This is a genomic window from Streptomyces sp. NPDC090127, from assembly GCF_044746945.1.
GTDB lineage: Bacteria > Actinomycetota > Actinomycetes > Streptomycetales > Streptomycetaceae > Streptomyces.
In genome coordinates, this window is record NZ_JBIVDE010000015.1 from 1 (window position 1) to 14,474 (window position 14,474).

General features: G+C 72.7%; 16 protein-coding genes and 1 pseudogene. 12 read left to right on the top strand and 5 right to left on the bottom strand.

Annotated elements, in window-relative coordinates:
• The 4 genes from ACIPPS_RS32390 to ACIPPS_RS32405 form a co-directional block, all read right to left on the bottom strand.
• A partial coding sequence (locus ACIPPS_RS32390; protein WP_401439689.1) for an ABC transporter substrate-binding protein occupies positions 1-351 on the bottom strand: 351 nt, incomplete at its 3' end.
• Positions 352-580: 229 nt separating this feature from the next.
• Complete coding sequence (locus ACIPPS_RS32395; RefSeq protein ID WP_401439691.1) at positions 581-676, bottom strand: putative leader peptide; 96 nt, start codon at positions 674-676, stop codon at positions 581-583.
• A 178-nt stretch (positions 677-854) separates the two neighbouring features.
• Entirely contained in the window at positions 855-1,313 is a 459-nt protein-coding gene (locus ACIPPS_RS32400; RefSeq protein ID WP_401439694.1) for an RrF2 family transcriptional regulator, read from the bottom strand.
• 22 nt (positions 1,314-1,335) lie between these two features.
• On the bottom strand, positions 1,336-2,334 hold the full coding sequence (locus ACIPPS_RS32405) for an amino acid ABC transporter permease (RefSeq protein ID WP_401439696.1): 999 nt from the start codon (positions 2,332-2,334) through the stop codon (positions 1,336-1,338).
• Positions 2,335-3,009: 675 nt separating this feature from the next.
• Between ACIPPS_RS32405 and ACIPPS_RS32410 the strand changes: the two genes are divergently transcribed.
• The 12 genes and pseudogenes from ACIPPS_RS32410 to ACIPPS_RS32465 all read left to right on the top strand — a co-directional run bounded on the left by ACIPPS_RS32410 (position 3,010) and on the right by ACIPPS_RS32465 (position 13,121).
• Positions 3,010-4,149, top strand: coding sequence for an LLM class flavin-dependent oxidoreductase (locus ACIPPS_RS32410; RefSeq protein ID WP_401439699.1), 1,140 nt, complete (start codon positions 3,010-3,012; stop codon positions 4,147-4,149).
• A complete protein-coding gene (locus ACIPPS_RS32415; RefSeq protein WP_401439702.1) occupies positions 4,146-4,784 on the top strand; it encodes a GNAT family N-acetyltransferase in 639 nt (212 codons plus the stop codon). The genes ACIPPS_RS32410 and ACIPPS_RS32415 overlap by 4 nt, the downstream gene beginning before the upstream one ends.
• Positions 4,781-5,764: an ABC transporter substrate-binding protein gene (locus tag ACIPPS_RS32420; protein ID WP_401439705.1), complete on the top strand. Its 984-nt coding sequence runs from the start codon at positions 4,781-4,783 to the stop codon at positions 5,762-5,764. Before ACIPPS_RS32415 ends, ACIPPS_RS32420 begins: the two co-directional genes overlap by 4 nt.
• Positions 5,765-5,778: 14 nt before the next feature.
• Positions 5,779-6,828, top strand: a complete 1,050-nt coding sequence (locus ACIPPS_RS32425; RefSeq protein WP_401439707.1) for an amino acid ABC transporter permease — start codon at positions 5,779-5,781, stop codon at positions 6,826-6,828.
• Positions 6,825-7,589: an amino acid ABC transporter ATP-binding protein gene (locus ACIPPS_RS32430; RefSeq protein ID WP_401439710.1), complete on the top strand. Its 765-nt coding sequence runs from the start codon at positions 6,825-6,827 to the stop codon at positions 7,587-7,589. The genes ACIPPS_RS32425 and ACIPPS_RS32430 overlap by 4 nt, the downstream gene beginning before the upstream one ends.
• A 39-nt stretch (positions 7,590-7,628) precedes the next feature.
• Positions 7,629-8,615: an ABC transporter substrate-binding protein gene (locus ACIPPS_RS32435; protein ID WP_401439712.1), complete on the top strand. Its 987-nt coding sequence runs from the start codon at positions 7,629-7,631 to the stop codon at positions 8,613-8,615.
• A 37-nt stretch (positions 8,616-8,652) separates the two neighbouring features.
• The gene (ssuE, locus tag ACIPPS_RS32440; RefSeq protein ID WP_401439714.1) at positions 8,653-9,210 is read left to right on the top strand and encodes an NADPH-dependent FMN reductase; all 558 of its coding nucleotides are present in this window, start codon (positions 8,653-8,655) and stop codon (positions 9,208-9,210) included.
• A 71-nt stretch (positions 9,211-9,281) separates the two neighbouring features.
• Complete coding sequence (locus ACIPPS_RS32445) at positions 9,282-10,397, top strand: LLM class flavin-dependent oxidoreductase (protein ID WP_401439716.1); 1,116 nt, start codon at positions 9,282-9,284, stop codon at positions 10,395-10,397.
• Positions 10,398-10,410: 13 nt separating this feature from the next.
• Complete coding sequence (locus ACIPPS_RS32450) at positions 10,411-11,619, top strand: LLM class flavin-dependent oxidoreductase (RefSeq protein ID WP_401439718.1); 1,209 nt, start codon at positions 10,411-10,413, stop codon at positions 11,617-11,619.
• Positions 11,620-11,625: 6 nt separating this feature from the next.
• Positions 11,626-11,805, top strand: a pseudogene (locus ACIPPS_RS32455) (allantoinase); the annotation flags it as partial.
• Between the two features lie 158 nt (positions 11,806-11,963).
• Positions 11,964-12,701, top strand: a complete 738-nt coding sequence (locus ACIPPS_RS32460; protein ID WP_401439720.1) for a DUF1275 family protein — start codon at positions 11,964-11,966, stop codon at positions 12,699-12,701.
• 183 nt (positions 12,702-12,884) lie between these two features.
• A complete protein-coding gene (locus ACIPPS_RS32465; protein WP_401439723.1) occupies positions 12,885-13,121 on the top strand; it encodes a hypothetical protein in 237 nt (78 codons plus the stop codon).
• Positions 13,122-13,313: 192 nt separating this feature from the next.
• Here the strand turns inward: ACIPPS_RS32465 and ACIPPS_RS32470 are convergent, their stop codons facing one another.
• Positions 13,314-14,150, bottom strand: a complete 837-nt coding sequence (locus ACIPPS_RS32470; RefSeq protein WP_401439726.1) for an endonuclease I family protein — start codon at positions 14,148-14,150, stop codon at positions 13,314-13,316.
• Positions 14,151-14,474 lie beyond the last annotated feature (324 nt).

A 14,474-nucleotide genomic window follows, 5' to 3' on the forward strand; every position in this document is an offset into this window, starting at 1 on the left:
GGTGTAGCCGTTGATCGCGGGGGAGGGGCCGATGAAGCCGATGTCGATCGAGTCGGCGTTCAGCGCCTCGATCTCGGACGGCCCCGCGTTGAAGGTGGAGACCTTCAGCTGGGTCCCGCCCAACTCCTTCTGGAGAATGCCTTCCTGGTCGCCCACCAGAGCGGTGGCGTGGGTCAGGTTCGGGAAGTAGCCGAGCCGGACCGTGTCCGCGGAGAGCTTCGCGCCCTCGGCGGCCACCTTCTTCTCGTCGGTCGTGGAGTCGGAGCCGTAGCCGCACGAGGCGAGCAGAAGCGGGAGCGCCGCGATGACGGCGACGGTACGCAGAGTGGTGAGCGGTCTTGCGGCAGACACGGAGGTGTCCTCTCAGGAAGCCGGGTGGAGCAGGAAGGTACGGACGAGTACGACGGGTGCGACGGGTGCGACGGGTGCACCCGTGCGACGCGTGCACAGGTGCGACGGTGCGACGCGTGCGACGGTGCGACGAGTGCGACAGCGAGGCGGACGGCCCACGGGGTACGGCGTGGGCGTCGGTGCGCGCCGGTTCCGCGGCGGGCGATGTCCGCAGCTGGTGCGGACGAGGTCAGGCGGCCCGACAGATGGCGCTGGAGTGACGGCCGAGGTCGATGTGACGACGAGAGGTCAACAGGGGCGACACGCGCACGGCGCGATCGAGCATTCGCCTTCGCACTCCGGCCACCCCCGCAGATCCCTAGTTCTCCTACCTGGTTGATAGGGATCGTGGCAGAAGCCGGCGGACTCCCCAAGAGGCATTTCATATGCCGGACGGCGCGGTCTCGCTCTGCGAGATCAGGGGTGCCTGTGGCCGTGCCGGGAAGGGCGCTGGGGCCGGTGGGTCAGGGGTTGGTCCAGGCGTCCGGAGCGCTGGCCAACTCGGTTACGGAAGTGGGGAGTTCGGCACCCGCCACATCGGCGAGCGACACGCCTTCGAGGATCTCGCGCACATTGGACCGCAGGGCGACCCACAGCGGCAGCAACGACTCGGCGGGGCCCGTGTACGACAGGTCCGGCGGGCGGACTCCGCGTACCGAGACCAGCGGCCCCTCCACGACCCGTATGACGTCCGCGATGCTGATCGACTCGGCGGGCCTCGCCAGGCGGTAGCCCCCGTTGCCACCCCGCCGGCTGACGACGAGACCGCCGCGCCGCATGTCGTTCAGGATGCCTTCGAGGAACTTGTGCGGGATCTCCTGGGCCTCGGCGATGGCCTCGGTCTTCATCGGCTCGTCGTCCCTGGACGCGGCGAGCTGCAGTGCGGCACGTACCGCGTAGTCCGCCCTGGCTGAGATCCGCATACGTGCAGTATCCCGTACGGCCTCATCCGCTCCGGAGGGCGGTCAGCCGGGCCCGCAGCCGCTGGACCGGCGTCGGCGGCAGGGCACGGGCGGCGCCGCGCGCGTAGTGGCGCTCGACGTAGAACTGGCCGGCGCTGAGCACGGTCGTGACCGCGACGTACCAGACGGTGGCGACCATCAGGAGGGGGATGACCTGGTACGTCTGGTTGTAGACCAGCTGGACCGAGTACAGCAGGTCGTGCACCGCGAGCACGCTGACGATGCTCGTGCCCTTCAACGTGCCGATCAGCATGTTCCCGGCGGTCGGCACGATCGAGCGCATCGCCTGCGGGACGACGATCCGCCGCAGGGTGCGCGGTCTGCCGATGCCGAGGGCCTGCGCGGCCTCCGTCTGGCCGGCGTCCACCGACAGGATGCCGCCGCGCACCACCTCGGCGGCGTACGCGGCCTCGTGCAGGGTCAGCCCGATGACGGCGGTCAGCGTGGGGCCGAGCAGGTTCACGGTCTTGACGGTGAGGAACTCGGGCCCGAAGGGGATGCCCAGGCCGAGCGTCGGGTACAGGGCGCCGATGTTGAACCAGAACAGCAGCTGCACCAGGAGCGGGGTGGACCGGAAGATCCACACGAAGCCCCAACTCAAGGTGCTCAGCACCGGGTTGGAGGACAGGCGGAGCACGGCCAGCGGGGTGCCGAGGAGGAAACCGAGCGCCATGACGGCGGCGGTCAGCCACAGGGTGAGCAGCAGACCGTCGAGCACGGCGGCCGTCGTGAAGTACCGGCCGACCACGTCCCACTGGAAGGCGCGGTTGCGGACGACGGAGTGGACCACCATCGCGAAGACCAGGAGCGCGGCGGCGGCGGTCAGCCGGCGGCCGACGCGCCGGCGCGGCACGACGCGGGGCAGGTCGGACTCGGGGGCGGACTCGGGGGCGGACGCAGGGGCGGGAGCGCCCGGAGCGCTCGCCCCTCTGCTTCCGGCGGGCGCGGCGGGGGAGTCGGTGGTGCCGGTGGGCGAGGCCATCGTGAGGTCTCCAGGGAGGGAGGCGTGGGCGGGTGGACCTCGGGCACGACGTCATCACGCGCGCCGCGTCCCTCAACGCGGCCGGGGCGGACGCCGCGCGAGGCGGGGCCGCTCCGGGTCCGAGCGTAGGTGGCCTCCATGACGCGTTTGTGTCAGCCACGCGAACGATTCGCCCAACTACGGCCGTACACGAGGGCGATGGTTGACGAGCGGCGCGCCGTACTGCTCAATGGGTCGCATGGATGCCGATCAGCGCCTGGTCACCCGAGACCACATCGACTTCGGTCGTGTGTGGTCCGCCTCGTGTTGCGCCTGACGCGGCAGCGGGCCGTCCGACCGGCCCTTTCCCTCCCTCGGTAACCCCGTCGCGGGCCGACCCCACCTCTTCGTGGCACCGTCGTACGCACGCCTGCCGCACCCTCCGGCGCGGCCGTCCCCGTACGGTCGGTTCCGCGTGACGTGACGCGCGCCGCCGCCGCTGCCACCGAACCACCTCGGGCCGGGGCTCGTGCCCCGGCGTCATCACACCCACTCGCCTTCGCCCTTCGCCCTCCGCCCTTCGCCGTTCGCCCTTCGCCGTTCGCGCTCCGGCTCCTGCGCGCCGACGCGCGCCGACGCGCGCCGCTCCGGCGTGTCTCCGTGCTGCCCACCCCCTTCGAGGAAAGGCCCTTTCCCATGCCAGTGGAGTTCCTCGGCATCGCCGCCACCCATGACGGCTCCGAGACCACCCCGCGCTCCGGCGCCGCCTTCGACAAGGAGTACACGCTCCGGCTCGCCCGGGCGCACGAGGACCACGACTGGGACCGGGTCCTGTTCGCCTACGGTTCCGGGTCGCCGGACCCCGCGCCGGCCGCCGCGTACATCGCGAGCAGACTGGACCGGCTGCAGATCCTGCTCGCACACCGGCCCAACGTCTCGTACCCGACGTTCGCCGCGAAGACCTTCGCCACCCTCGACCAGATCAGCGGGGGACGGCTGACCGTCCACTTCATCACCGGCGGCAGCGACCACGAGCAGGGGCGGGAGGGCGACACCCTCACCAAGGACGAGCGCTACGCACGCACCCGTGAGTACATCCGGATCGTCAAGAAGATCTGGACCACCCACGAGCCCTTCGACCACGTGGGCGAGCACTACCGGTTCCACGACTTCGTCAGCGACGTCTTCCCCGTCCAGCAGCCCCGGCCCGGTGTGTCGTTCGGCGGCTCCTCACCGGCCGCGTACGCGGCGGGCGGCGCCGAGGCCGACATCTACTGCCTCTGGGGCGAGCCGCTGGCCGAGACGGCCGCGCAGATCGAGGCGGTCAAGGCGGCGGCGAAGGCGGCGGGCCGCAGCGACGTCCCGCGGATCCAGGTGGCGTTCCGCCCGATCATCGCCCCGACCGAGGAACTGGCCTGGGAGAAGGCGCACCGCACGGTCGGCGCCATCCGGGCCCGACGCGAGCAGGGTCTCGTCCGGCACCACCGGAGCGACGCGCCGCAGAACACCGGCTCGCAGCGGCTGATCGCCATCGCCGAGGCGGGGGAGCGCTACGACCGCGCGCTGTGGACCCCGACGGCCGCCGCGACCGGGGGCGCGGGCAACTCCAACGCCCTCGTCGGTACGCCGGAGACGGTCGCCCAGGCGCTGCTCGACTACTACGACCTCGGCGTCGACATCCTCTCCGCCCGTGGCTACGACCTGCTGGGCGACGCGATCGACTTCGGCCGGTTCGTGATCCCGATCGTCCGCGAGGAGGTCGCCAAGCGCGACGCGCAGCGGTCCGCGGAGCACGTCCGTCGCGCCGACCAGCCGCTCGCGACGGTCCGGGCATGACCTCCGCCGCCACTCGCCCACCGTCGTCCGCCGTCGAGCTGACGCTCATTCAGGTCCCGCTCTCCGACTCGCGCGTGGAGCCGCTGCTCCGCGAGCTGGGTGACGAGTACAGCGCGCGGTACGGCAAGGACGCCCACACCGAGCTCGCCCGCTACCCGGACGAGGAGTTCACCGAGCCGTACGGCGGCGCCCTGATCCTGCTCCTGGAGGACGGCGTGCCCGTCGCGGGCGGCGCCTTCCGCCGGTACGACCCGGACACCGCCGAGCTGAAGCGGATCTGGACGCACTCCGCCCACCGGCGGCGCGGCCTGGCCCGCCGCGTCGTCGCCGAACTGGAGCGCGAGGCGGGCGTCCGTGGCTACCGGCGGATCTACCTGACCACCGGCCCCCGCCAGCCGGAGGCGCGCGGCCTCTACCTGGTCACCGGCTACACGCCGCTGTTCGACACCGAGGCCGCCCCGGAGACCCTCGGCCTCCTGCCCTTCGAGAAGCACCTGCCCCAGAACGAGCCCCACCCGCCCGAGAACGAGCTCCACCCGCCCGAGGACCACCCCCACCCGCCCCAGAACGAGCCCCACCCGCCCCAGCACCAGTCCCGCCCCACGCACCTCACCGGAAAGGCCGCCGACCAGTGAACCTCCCCGCGATACGCGCACGCCGCCCGCGGCTGCGCATCGCCGCCCCCCTCGCGCTGCTCCCGGTGCTGGCTCTGACCGCCTGCGGTGCCGGCTCCACGGCCGCCACCCCGGCCGGCGCCCAGGGGGCCGCCGCGCCGGCGTCCGCCCCGCCGGCCGACGACCCCGTCGCCGCCGTCCGCACGGTGGCCCCGGTCGCCGCCCTGCTCCCCGAGGACGTCCGGGCCTCGGGCACCCTCCGGGTCGGCAGCTCCGTCGGCACGCCGCCCGGGGCGTACTACCCGAACGGCGCCGACAAGCCCCCCGCCGGCCAGGACATCGATCTCGCCGACGCCGTCGCCAAGGTCCTCGGACTGAAGCTGGAGCGGCAGGACGCCTCCTTCGAGACGATCCTGCCGGCCCTCGGCAGCGGCAAGTACGACGTCGGCACCGGCAACTTCGGCGTCACCACCGAGCGCCTGAAGACCATCGACTTCGTCACCTACATCAACGACGGCCAGGGCTTCGCCGTGAAGACCGGCAACACCGCGCTGGGCGCGAAGGTCACCGACCTCACCCAGCTCTGCGGCCTGACCATCGGCACCGGGGCGGGCACCACCTTCGAGGCGACCCTCACCGCGCGCAAGGGGGTCTGCGCGGACGCGGGCCGCGAGCCGTACGACGTGAAGGTGTACGCGGAGAACGGGGCCACGCTCACCGCGCTGCAGCAGGGCCGTATCGACGTCGTGATGTCGACCATCAACGGGCTGCGCCACCAGGCCGCCCAGCCCGCCGCGCAGACCACCTTCCTCGGTGAGTTCCACCGCCTCGACGTCGGCTTCGCCTTCAAGAAGGGCTCCCCGCTCACCCCGGCCTTCCAGGCCGCCGTCAACGAGCTGATCAAGGACGGGACGTACGCCCGGATCCTGAAGAAGTGGGGCACCACCGAGTCCGCGATCGACAGCTCGCGGATCAACCCGCCCGAGCACCGCACGAGTTGAGCAGGATCGCCCCGATGGGACCCACCACCGACTCCGTCTCCGCCGTCCCCGCCGTCCCCGCGCCGGCCGCCGTCGCCGGCCCCCAGGCGCCGCCCGTCGCCCAGAGCCCCCCGCCCTCCGACCCGGCCCTGCTCACGGTCGTCCCCGTCCGCCACTACGCCCGCTGGGCGGCCGCCGTCGCGGTGGCCGTCCTCGTCGCCCAGTTCGCCCACGGACTCGCCACCAACCCGGTCTGGGAATGGGGCGTCTTCCGCGACTACGTCCTCTCCGAGACCATCGTCGAGGCCGTCTGGGTCACCCTCCAGCTCACCGCGTACGCCACCGTCCTCGGCTTCCTCCTCGGCACCGTGCTCGCCTTCATGCGGCTGTCGCACAGCCCGGTGCTGCAGACCGTGGCCTGGACGTACATCTGGATCTTCCGGTCCATCCCGATGATCGTCCAGCTGGTGTTCTGGTTCAACCTGAGCGCCCTGTACGAGCGGCTGGGCGTCGGCATCCCGTTCGGCCCCGTCTTCTGGTCCGTCGACAGCAACAGCCTCATCGGCACCATCGGGGCCGCCATCATCGGACTGACGCTGCATCAGGCCGCGTACGCCGCCGAGATCGTCCGCGGCGGTGTGATCGCCGTCGACCACGGCCAGCTGGAGGCCGCGGCCGCGCTCGGCATCCCCCGGCTGCGGCAGATCCGCCGGATCGTGCTGCCCCAGGCCATGCGCGCCATCCTGCCCACCGCTGGCAACGAGATCGTCGGGCTGCTCAAGGGCACCTCGGTGGTCTACGTGATGGCGATCGGCGAGCTCTTCTACCAGGTGCAGGTCATCTACGGCCGCAACGGGCGGGTGATCCCGCTGCTGCTCGTCGCCACCGTCTGGTACGTGGTCCTCACCTCCGTCCTGTCGGTCGGCCAGTACTACGTGGAGCGCCACTTCGCCCGCGGCGGCCGCCGCACGCCGCCGCCGACCCCGCTCCAACGGGCCCGCCGCACCCTCCGCGACCTGCGGACGGCGGCGGCCCGGCGCGACCGTCCCGTCATCCCCCCGAAGCCTCTGGGAGGCAACCGATGAGCGAGGTGATGGTGGACGTCCGCGGCGTCCACAAGAGCTTCGGCCCGCTGGAGGTGCTGCGCGGCGTCGACCTCCAGGTGCGCGCCGGCGAGGTCACCGTGATCCTCGGCCCGTCCGGCTCCGGGAAGTCCACGCTCCTGCGGACCGTCAACCACCTGGAGAAGGTCAACCGCGGCTGGATCGCCATCGACGGCGAACTCATCGGCTACCGCCGCTCCGGCGGGAAGCTCTACGAGTTGCGCGAGAAGGACGTCCTGCGGCAGCGCACCCACATCGGGTTCGTCTTCCAGAACTTCAACCTCTTCCCGCACCTGACCGTGCTCGGCAACCTCGTCGAGGCCCCGGTCTCCGCGCTGCGCCGCCCCCGCAAGGAGGCCGAGGGGACCGCCCGCCGTCTGCTGGAGCGGGTCGGCCTCGCCGACAAGGCCGACGCCTACCCGCGCCAGCTCTCCGGCGGTCAGCAGCAGCGGGTGGCCATCGCACGGGCCCTCGCCCTCGAACCGAAGGTGCTGCTCTTCGACGAGCCCACCTCGGCGCTCGACCCCGAGCTGGTCGGCGAAGTCCTCGACGTCATCAAGGACCTGGCCCGCAGCGGCACCACCATGATCGTCGTCACCCATGAGATCGGCTTCGCCCGCGAGGTCGCCGACACCGTGGTCTTCATGGACGGCGGCGTGGTCGTGGAGCAGGGCGCGCCCTCGGCCGTCCTCGACGCACCGCGCCACGAACGCACCCGCGCCTTCCTCTCCAAGGTCCTCTGACCCGACCCCCGTTCGCCCCCACCCGCAAGGAGCGCATCCATGTCCACCGCCTCGCTCACCCGCCACACCTCTGCCGCCGCCCTGGGACTTGCCCTCACCCTCGCCCTCGTCGCCTGCGGCAACCCGTCCGACGGCGGCACGACGGAGGTCGCCGCCGCGTCCGGCGGGACGACCACGATCAACCTGAGCCCGGACCAGAACCGCGTGACCACCGCCAAGGTCGACTCCATAGCCGCCAAGGTCCCGGAGGAAGTCCGCAAGAGAGGCACCCTGGAGGTCGTGGACTCGTCGGGCTCGGCGGCGCCGCTCACCTTCTACGCCACCGACAACAAGACCGTCATCGGCGTCGAGACCGACCTCGCCCACCTGGTCGCCGACGTCCTCGGTCTCGAGCCGAAGATCAACACGGTGTCGTGGGAGAACATCTTCGTCGGCCTCGACAGCGGCAAGTACGACGTCGGCTTCAGCAACATCACCGTCACCGAGGAGCGCAAGGAGAAGTACGACTTCGCCACCTACCGCGAGGACAACCTCGGCTTCGAGGCGAAGAAGGGCAGCGGCCTGAAGATCGCGGGCCCCGCGGACGTGGCGGGCCGGAAGGTGGCCGTGAGCAGCGGCACCAACCAGGAGAAGCTGCTCGTGGAGTGGAGCAAGGAGAACGAGAAGGCCGGCCGCGAGCCGGTCGACATCGCGTACTACCAGAACGCCAGTGACACCTACCTCGCCCTCCAGTCCGGCCGTATCGACCTCTTCCTCGGCCCCAACCCGACGGCCGCCTACCACGTGGCGAGCGCCGGGAAGACGGAGGTCGTCGGCACGTACTCCGGTGCGGGCGCCACGCTCCAGGGCCTCATCGCCGCCACCACGAAGAAGGACAGCGGCCTGGTCGAGCCGCTCGCGGACGCGCTCAACCAGATCATCGACAACGGCAGTTACGCCGAGGTGCTGAAGCGCTGGGGGCTCACCGACGAGGCCGTGCGGCGCTCCGAGATCAACCCGCCCGGTCTGCCCAGGACGAACAAGTAGCTGCTCTCCCGCCCACGCTCCTCCCGAAGGGTCCGCCATGGCCACCGTTCTGTCCGTCTCCGGAAGCCCCTCCGCCACCTCCCGCACCGCCCGTCTCCTGCGCCACCTGGACGCGCGCCTGACGGTCCAGGGCCACGAGGTCGTCCCGCTGGACGTCCGTACCCTGCCGGCCGAGGCGCTGCTCGGCGCCGACTTCGGCCATCCCGCGATCGTCGCGGCGACCACGCTCTTCGAGCGCGCCGACGGCGTCGTCATCGGCACGCCCGTCTACAAGGCGGCCTACTCCGGGCTGCTGAAGTCCCTGCTCGACCTGCTCCCGCAGTACGCGCTCGCCGGCAAGACGGTCCTGCCGCTGGCGACCGGAGGGTCCACCGCGCACGTCCTGGCCATCGACTACGCGCTCCGCCCGGTGCTCAGCTCCATGGGCGCCGCGCACATCGTCCAGGGGTGGTTCACGCTCGACAAGGACATCGCGGTGGGCGGCGACGGCACCCTGACCGTCGCGCCGGGCACGGACCGGGCCCTCGCCCAGGTCGTCGACCAGTTCTCGGCGGCGCTCGGCGGCCGTACGGCGCTGCTGGCGGCCGCCGGCTGAGCCCCCCGGGGCCGCCGCCCGCGCGGCCCCGGCCCCCGCCGTCCCCGTACCGTCGATCGCGAAGGCTTACCGTGAAGTTCCTGGCCATCACCCTGATCGTGCACGCCCCGGACCCCGTGACGGGCGTCAAGAAGCCCACCGGCGCGCGCTTCCGGGAGGTGATCGAGAACGCCCTGCTGGCGGAGGAGCTCGGGTTCGACGGTTTCGGTGTCGGCGAGCGCCACGAGCGGCCCTTCCTCTCCTCCTCGCCACCGGTCGTCCTCAGCCACATCGCCGCGCTCACCTCCCGCATCCGGCTGTTCACCGCCGTCACCACCCTCAGCCTGCTCGACCCGGTGCGCGCGTACGAGGACTACGCGACCCTGGACCACCTCTCGGCGGGCCGTCTCGACCTGATCATCGGGAAGGGCAACGGCACCGCCCAGCGCGAGCTGTTCCAGGTGACCCCCGAGGACCAGTGGGAGCGCAACGCCGAGAGCTACGCGCTCTTCCGCCGGATCTGGCGCGAGGACCGGGTCACCGCCACCCCGCGCTTCCGGCCGCACCTCACCGGCGCCGAGGTGTGGCCGAGGCCGCTCCAGCACCCCGTCCGCGTCTGGCACGGCAGCGCGACCAGCGAGGAGTCCGTCGATCTCGCCGCGCGCTACGGGGATCCGCTCTTCTCCGCCAACGTCACCCACCCGATCGAGCCGTACGCCGCGCTCGTCCGCCACTACCGCGAGCGCTGGGAGCACTACGGCCACGACCCGGCCCGCGCGGTCGTCGGCGCGGGCACGGCCGGCTTCCACACGGCCCGCACCTCCCAGGAGGCCGTCGCCGCGTACCGGCCGGTGTTCGAGGCGAACCTCGCCCTCCAGAAGGAGATGGGCGTCGAGCCGGTCTTCCGGACGCTGGAGGACTTCGTCGAGCGGAGCTCGGCGCTCATCGGCAGCCCCCAGCAGGTGATCGACAAGGTCCACCGCTACCACGAGCGGTTCGGGCACACCGTGCTCCATCTCCAGGCCGACGCAGGCGGTCTGACGGAAACTCAGCATCGTGCCTCGCTCGAACTCTTCCAGTCCGGCGTCGCCCCCGTGCTGCGACGGGAGATCCCCGATCCGCCGTTCGCGTGGGCGCCGGTCCTCGGGCCCGCACCCGGCCCCCGGGACGGGTCACCCGCCCCCGCAGCCACTCCCGCCCACCCCTGAGGAGCACCCCTTCATGTCCGCCATCCCGCTCGGGGTCCTCGACCTCGTCCCGATCTCGTCCGGCTCGACGGCCGCCGAGGCGCTCCGTCACACGATCGACCTCGCCCGCCAGACCGAGCGCTTCGGGTACGCCCGTTACTGGTTCGCCGAGCACCACCTCAACCCGGGCGTGGCCGGGGCCTCGCCCGCCGTGGTGCTGGCCCTGACCGCTTCCGCGACCAGCACGATCAGGATCGGTTCCGGAGCCGTGCAACTGGGCCACCGCACGGCCCTGTCCACCGTCGAGGAGTTCGGGCTGATCGACGCCCTGCACCCCGGGAGGATCGACCTGGGCCTCGGCCGTTCCGGCGGCCGCCCCTCGGAGCCGGCGACCGGACCGGGAACGGAGCCGGCGACCGGACCGGGAACGGGGCCGGCGGCCGGACCCGCGACCGTACCCGAGGCCGGACCCGCGACCGTACCTGCGGGCGGGCCTCCGCCCGGTGCCGGGCGCGCTCCCAACGGGCTGCCGATCCCGGCGCCGTTCTCCTTCGCGCACCTCGTCGACACACCGCGCTTCCGCCTCCAGCACCAGCTCCTCCACCTGCCGGGGGCCCGCCCGCAGGAGTACGGCGAGCAGGTGGACGACATCCTGGCGCTCCTGCGCGGCGACTACCGCTCGGCCGAGGGGGTCGAGGCGCACGCGGTGCCCGGTGAGGGGGCCGAGGTCGAGGTCTGGATCCTCGGCAGCAGCGGCGGGCGGAGCGCCGAGGTCGCGGGCCGCAACGGCCTCCGGTTCGCCACCAATTACCACGTCAGTCCGGCGACCGTACTGGAGGCCGCGGACGCCTACCGGGCCGCGTTCAAACCGTCCGACGACCTCGACAGGCCGTACGTCAGCGTCTCCGCCGACGTCGTCGTGGCCGAGGACGACGAGACCGCGCGCGAACTGGCCACCGGCTACGGCCTCTGGGTCCGCAGCATCCGGACCGGCGAGGGCGCCATCCCCTTCCCGACCCCGGACGAGGCGCTCGACCACCACTGGACCGAGGCCGACCTGACGCTCGTCGCCGACCGCGTGGACACCCAGTTCGTCGGCTCCGCCGCCCGCGTCGCCGACAGGCTGGAACAGCTCCAGGAGGCCACCGGCGCCGACGAACTCCTCGTCACCACGATCACGCACGACCACGCCGACCGGGTGCGCTCGTACCGCCTCCTCGCGGAGGAGTGGCACCGCCGTTGACCGCCCGCCGTGCTCGACCCGGAGGCGACGTGCACCGTCGACCCGGCCGAGCTGGAGCACCGTAACCGGGTCACGGCGTACGCGGGCAGGACGCTGCACGGCGTGGTGACCTCCACCCGGCTGCGGGGAGAGCGCATCGCCGACCGGGGCGTCCTGGCCGCGCCCTCGGGCCGGCCCCTCGACCGGACCCGCCGAGCCGTGGAGCCGGTGCCGTTCACCGGGGCGGGTGACCGGGCGGGCGTCCGCGGGGGCGGGCTGACACGCTGAGGCGAGCGAACGTGCTGGGCCGGCGTCGGGGCTGTCCCCCCGTGGGCGTCCCGTCGCACCGGAAGGAACGTCTCCGTATGCGCAAGCTGCTGGCCGCCGTGGCCGGGACGCTGGTTCCGCCGAAGGGGGACCGGCACGGCCCGCTCCTGCCGCTCCTGCTGCTGGCCACGGTGGTGACCGGCATCGTCGACGCGGCGAGCTTCCTGGCGCTCGGACAGGTCTTCGTCGGCAACATGACGGGCAACGTCCTGCTCCTCGGCTTCGCCCTCGCGGGGGCCGAGCAGCTGTCCGCGTCGGCGTCCGTCGTCGCGTTCGCGGCGTTCCTCACGGGCGCGGCGGCGGGCGGCCGGATCGGCGGCGGATCCGTCGCCCATCGCGGCCGGCTGCTCGCCGTCGCCACCGCGCTGGAAGCGCTCCTCGTCGTCGCCGCCGTCGTGACGGCCACGGTCGCGCACGACTCGCCGGGCGGCGGAGCGCGGTACACCCTCGTCGTCCTCCTGGCCCTCGCGATGGGGCTGCAGAGCGCGACCGCCCGGCGGCTGGGGATCCCGGATCTGACCACCACGGTGGTGACCCAGACCCTGACGGGCCTCGCCGCCGAACCCGCCCCGGCGGGCGGCGTGCCCCGCCGTTCCGGCCGCCGGGTCCTCTCCGTCCTGGCCATGTTCCTCGGGGCTCTGGTCGGCGCCGCCCTGGTCCTGTACGCGTCGCTCGCGCTCACGCTGGGCCTGGCGCTGCTGCTGCTCGTCGTGATCTGCGCGGTCGCGTACCGACTGTCGTCCGCCGACGCCGCCTGGACCGCGCCCACCGCGTGACCGGGCCTGACACGGCCCGGGGCCGTGAACCGCCCGCGTACGTGGTTGCCGAGGCGGCCCGGTCCAGGGTGATGGCGGTCCCTCCGTGGCATGTCCTGCCGGACGAGGGGAAAACAACGGTCTACGTTGCGAGGGACGTGCGGGAGTGGGTCCGGCACGGGTTCGATGGCGAGGAGGCCACCGGTGGCAGGTTTCTTGGACCGGGCGAAGGAGCAAGCCCAGAGCGCCCTGGCGCAGGGCAAGAGCAAGGTCGACGAGGTGCAGGCGCAACGGGCCGGCGCGGACCTGCTGAAGCAGCTCGGGGCGGCGTACTACGCCCAGCACAGGGGCACCGGCTCCCCCGAGGCCACCCAGCAGGCCCTGGCCGCCATCGAGGCACACGCCGCCGCCCACGGCGACGGCTTCCTCCGCGGGGCCTGACCCTCGCCGAGCCGGGCCCCGGGCCCCGGGGCCGACGCGCCGGGCGCCCGCCGTCTCGGCGGCCCGTCGCGTCGGAGCGGGAGCGCCACTCCCGGAGGGGGCGGCCCTCCCGGAGGGACGCGGCACTTCCGGAGGGAAGCGGCACTTCCGGAGGGAAGCGGCACTCGCCGATGGCGCTCGGAGACGGAAGCGTCACTTCCAGATCTCGGCGACCCATTCGGGGTGGTCGACGAAGGGGTTCCGGTTCTTCTGGATGCCGAAGATCTTGTCGTTGCGGGCGGTCTCGAAGGCGTTCGGCGGGTCCTCGGTGTTCCACTGCTTGAGGACCGCGAGGCGGCCCATCGCCGGTGCCGACCCGTTGTCGACCTGGTCGTTGGGTTCCAGGTCGGGGAAGCCGTCGCTGCCCTCGTACCGGACCGCCATGTAGAGGATCATCCGGGCCACATCGCCCTTGACCTCGTCCCGCGGCTCGAAGGAGTCGCCGTCGACGAGGCTGCCCGGCGCCTCGTCGACCGGGGAGCCCCCCTCGTCGAAGTCGAGGTTTCCCCGGGTCGCGTTGACGGAGACGTCCTCGGGGCGCAGGTGGTGGATGTCGGTGCCGGGGCCGGTCGCGGTGCCGAAGTCGCCGTGCGACTTGGCCCAGACGTGTTCCCGATTCCAGTCGTTCGCTTCGCCGCCGTTGGTGCCCTTGGCCTGGGAGCGACCGGAGTAGAGCAGCACGACGTTGTCCGGGTTCCCCGGGTCCTCGTCGGTGATCTTCAGCGCCTCCCAGACCTCGTCGTACGAGAGCGCGGTCTGCTCGTCGATGATGTCGTGCAGGGCGCTCTTCAGCTCGGCGCCGGTCTTGCCGACCGCGCCGTCGTAGTACGTGTCGTCCAGGGGCCCGGCCGCCGGAGCAGGCGCGCCGTCCCTGGCCGGAGGGGCCTGGCCGGCGGAGGCGTAGGCCATGGTGGAGACGGCGACGGCGGCGGTCACCGCGACGCCCAGGACGGGGCGCCGCCAGGCGCGCTTCGCGTGGGGAGCGGACATGGTGTGGGGGGTGTCCTCTCGCTCGGGGGTCCGGCGTCGTGCGCGTTCCGGCGACGACGGACCCGGACGTGGGCCCGACAGGCGGGCCACGGCGGGTGGTTGAGCCCCAGAGCTTGGCATGTCCTGACCATCAGGGAATGGACGCGGCGCGCCCGTCCTGTGGTGACCCCGTGGAGAGGCCCCACGGTCGTACGGCGGCGGGGGGGGGCCCCCCCCCCCCCCCCGGGGGCCCCCCCCCCCCCCCGGCCAGGGCGGGGGCGGTCACCAGCCCCGGCGCCCACCCGGGGGCGGGCGGCCCGACCCCCCACAACTAGGGGGCCACCC

Bases quoted from the DNA above. Each gene is read 5' to 3' on its own strand.
- ACIPPS_RS32395 (WP_401439691.1), bottom strand. From the start codon at position 676: ATGCTCGATCGCGCCGTGCGCGTGTCGCCCCTGTTGACCTCTCGTCGT.
- ACIPPS_RS32415 (WP_401439702.1), top strand. From the start codon at position 4,146: ATGACCTCCGCCGCCACTCGCCCACCGTCGTCCGCCGTCGAGCTGACG.
- ACIPPS_RS32410 (WP_401439699.1), top strand. From the start codon at position 3,010: ATGCCAGTGGAGTTCCTCGGCATCGCCGCCACCCATGACGGCTCCGAG.
- ACIPPS_RS32470 (WP_401439726.1), bottom strand. From the start codon at position 14,150: ATGTCCGCTCCCCACGCGAAGCGCGCCTGGCGGCGCCCCGTCCTGGGC.
- ACIPPS_RS32460 (WP_401439720.1), top strand. From the start codon at position 11,964: ATGCGCAAGCTGCTGGCCGCCGTGGCCGGGACGCTGGTTCCGCCGAAG.
- ACIPPS_RS32450 (WP_401439718.1), top strand. From the start codon at position 10,411: ATGTCCGCCATCCCGCTCGGGGTCCTCGACCTCGTCCCGATCTCGTCC.
- ACIPPS_RS32400 (WP_401439694.1), bottom strand. From the start codon at position 1,313: ATGCGGATCTCAGCCAGGGCGGACTACGCGGTACGTGCCGCACTGCAG.
- ACIPPS_RS32435 (WP_401439712.1), top strand. From the start codon at position 7,629: ATGTCCACCGCCTCGCTCACCCGCCACACCTCTGCCGCCGCCCTGGGA.
- ACIPPS_RS32405 (WP_401439696.1), bottom strand. From the start codon at position 2,334: ATGGCCTCGCCCACCGGCACCACCGACTCCCCCGCCGCGCCCGCCGGA.
- ACIPPS_RS32430 (WP_401439710.1), top strand. From the start codon at position 6,825: ATGAGCGAGGTGATGGTGGACGTCCGCGGCGTCCACAAGAGCTTCGGC.
- ssuE (WP_401439714.1), top strand. From the start codon at position 8,653: ATGGCCACCGTTCTGTCCGTCTCCGGAAGCCCCTCCGCCACCTCCCGC.
- ACIPPS_RS32425 (WP_401439707.1), top strand. From the start codon at position 5,779: ATGGGACCCACCACCGACTCCGTCTCCGCCGTCCCCGCCGTCCCCGCG.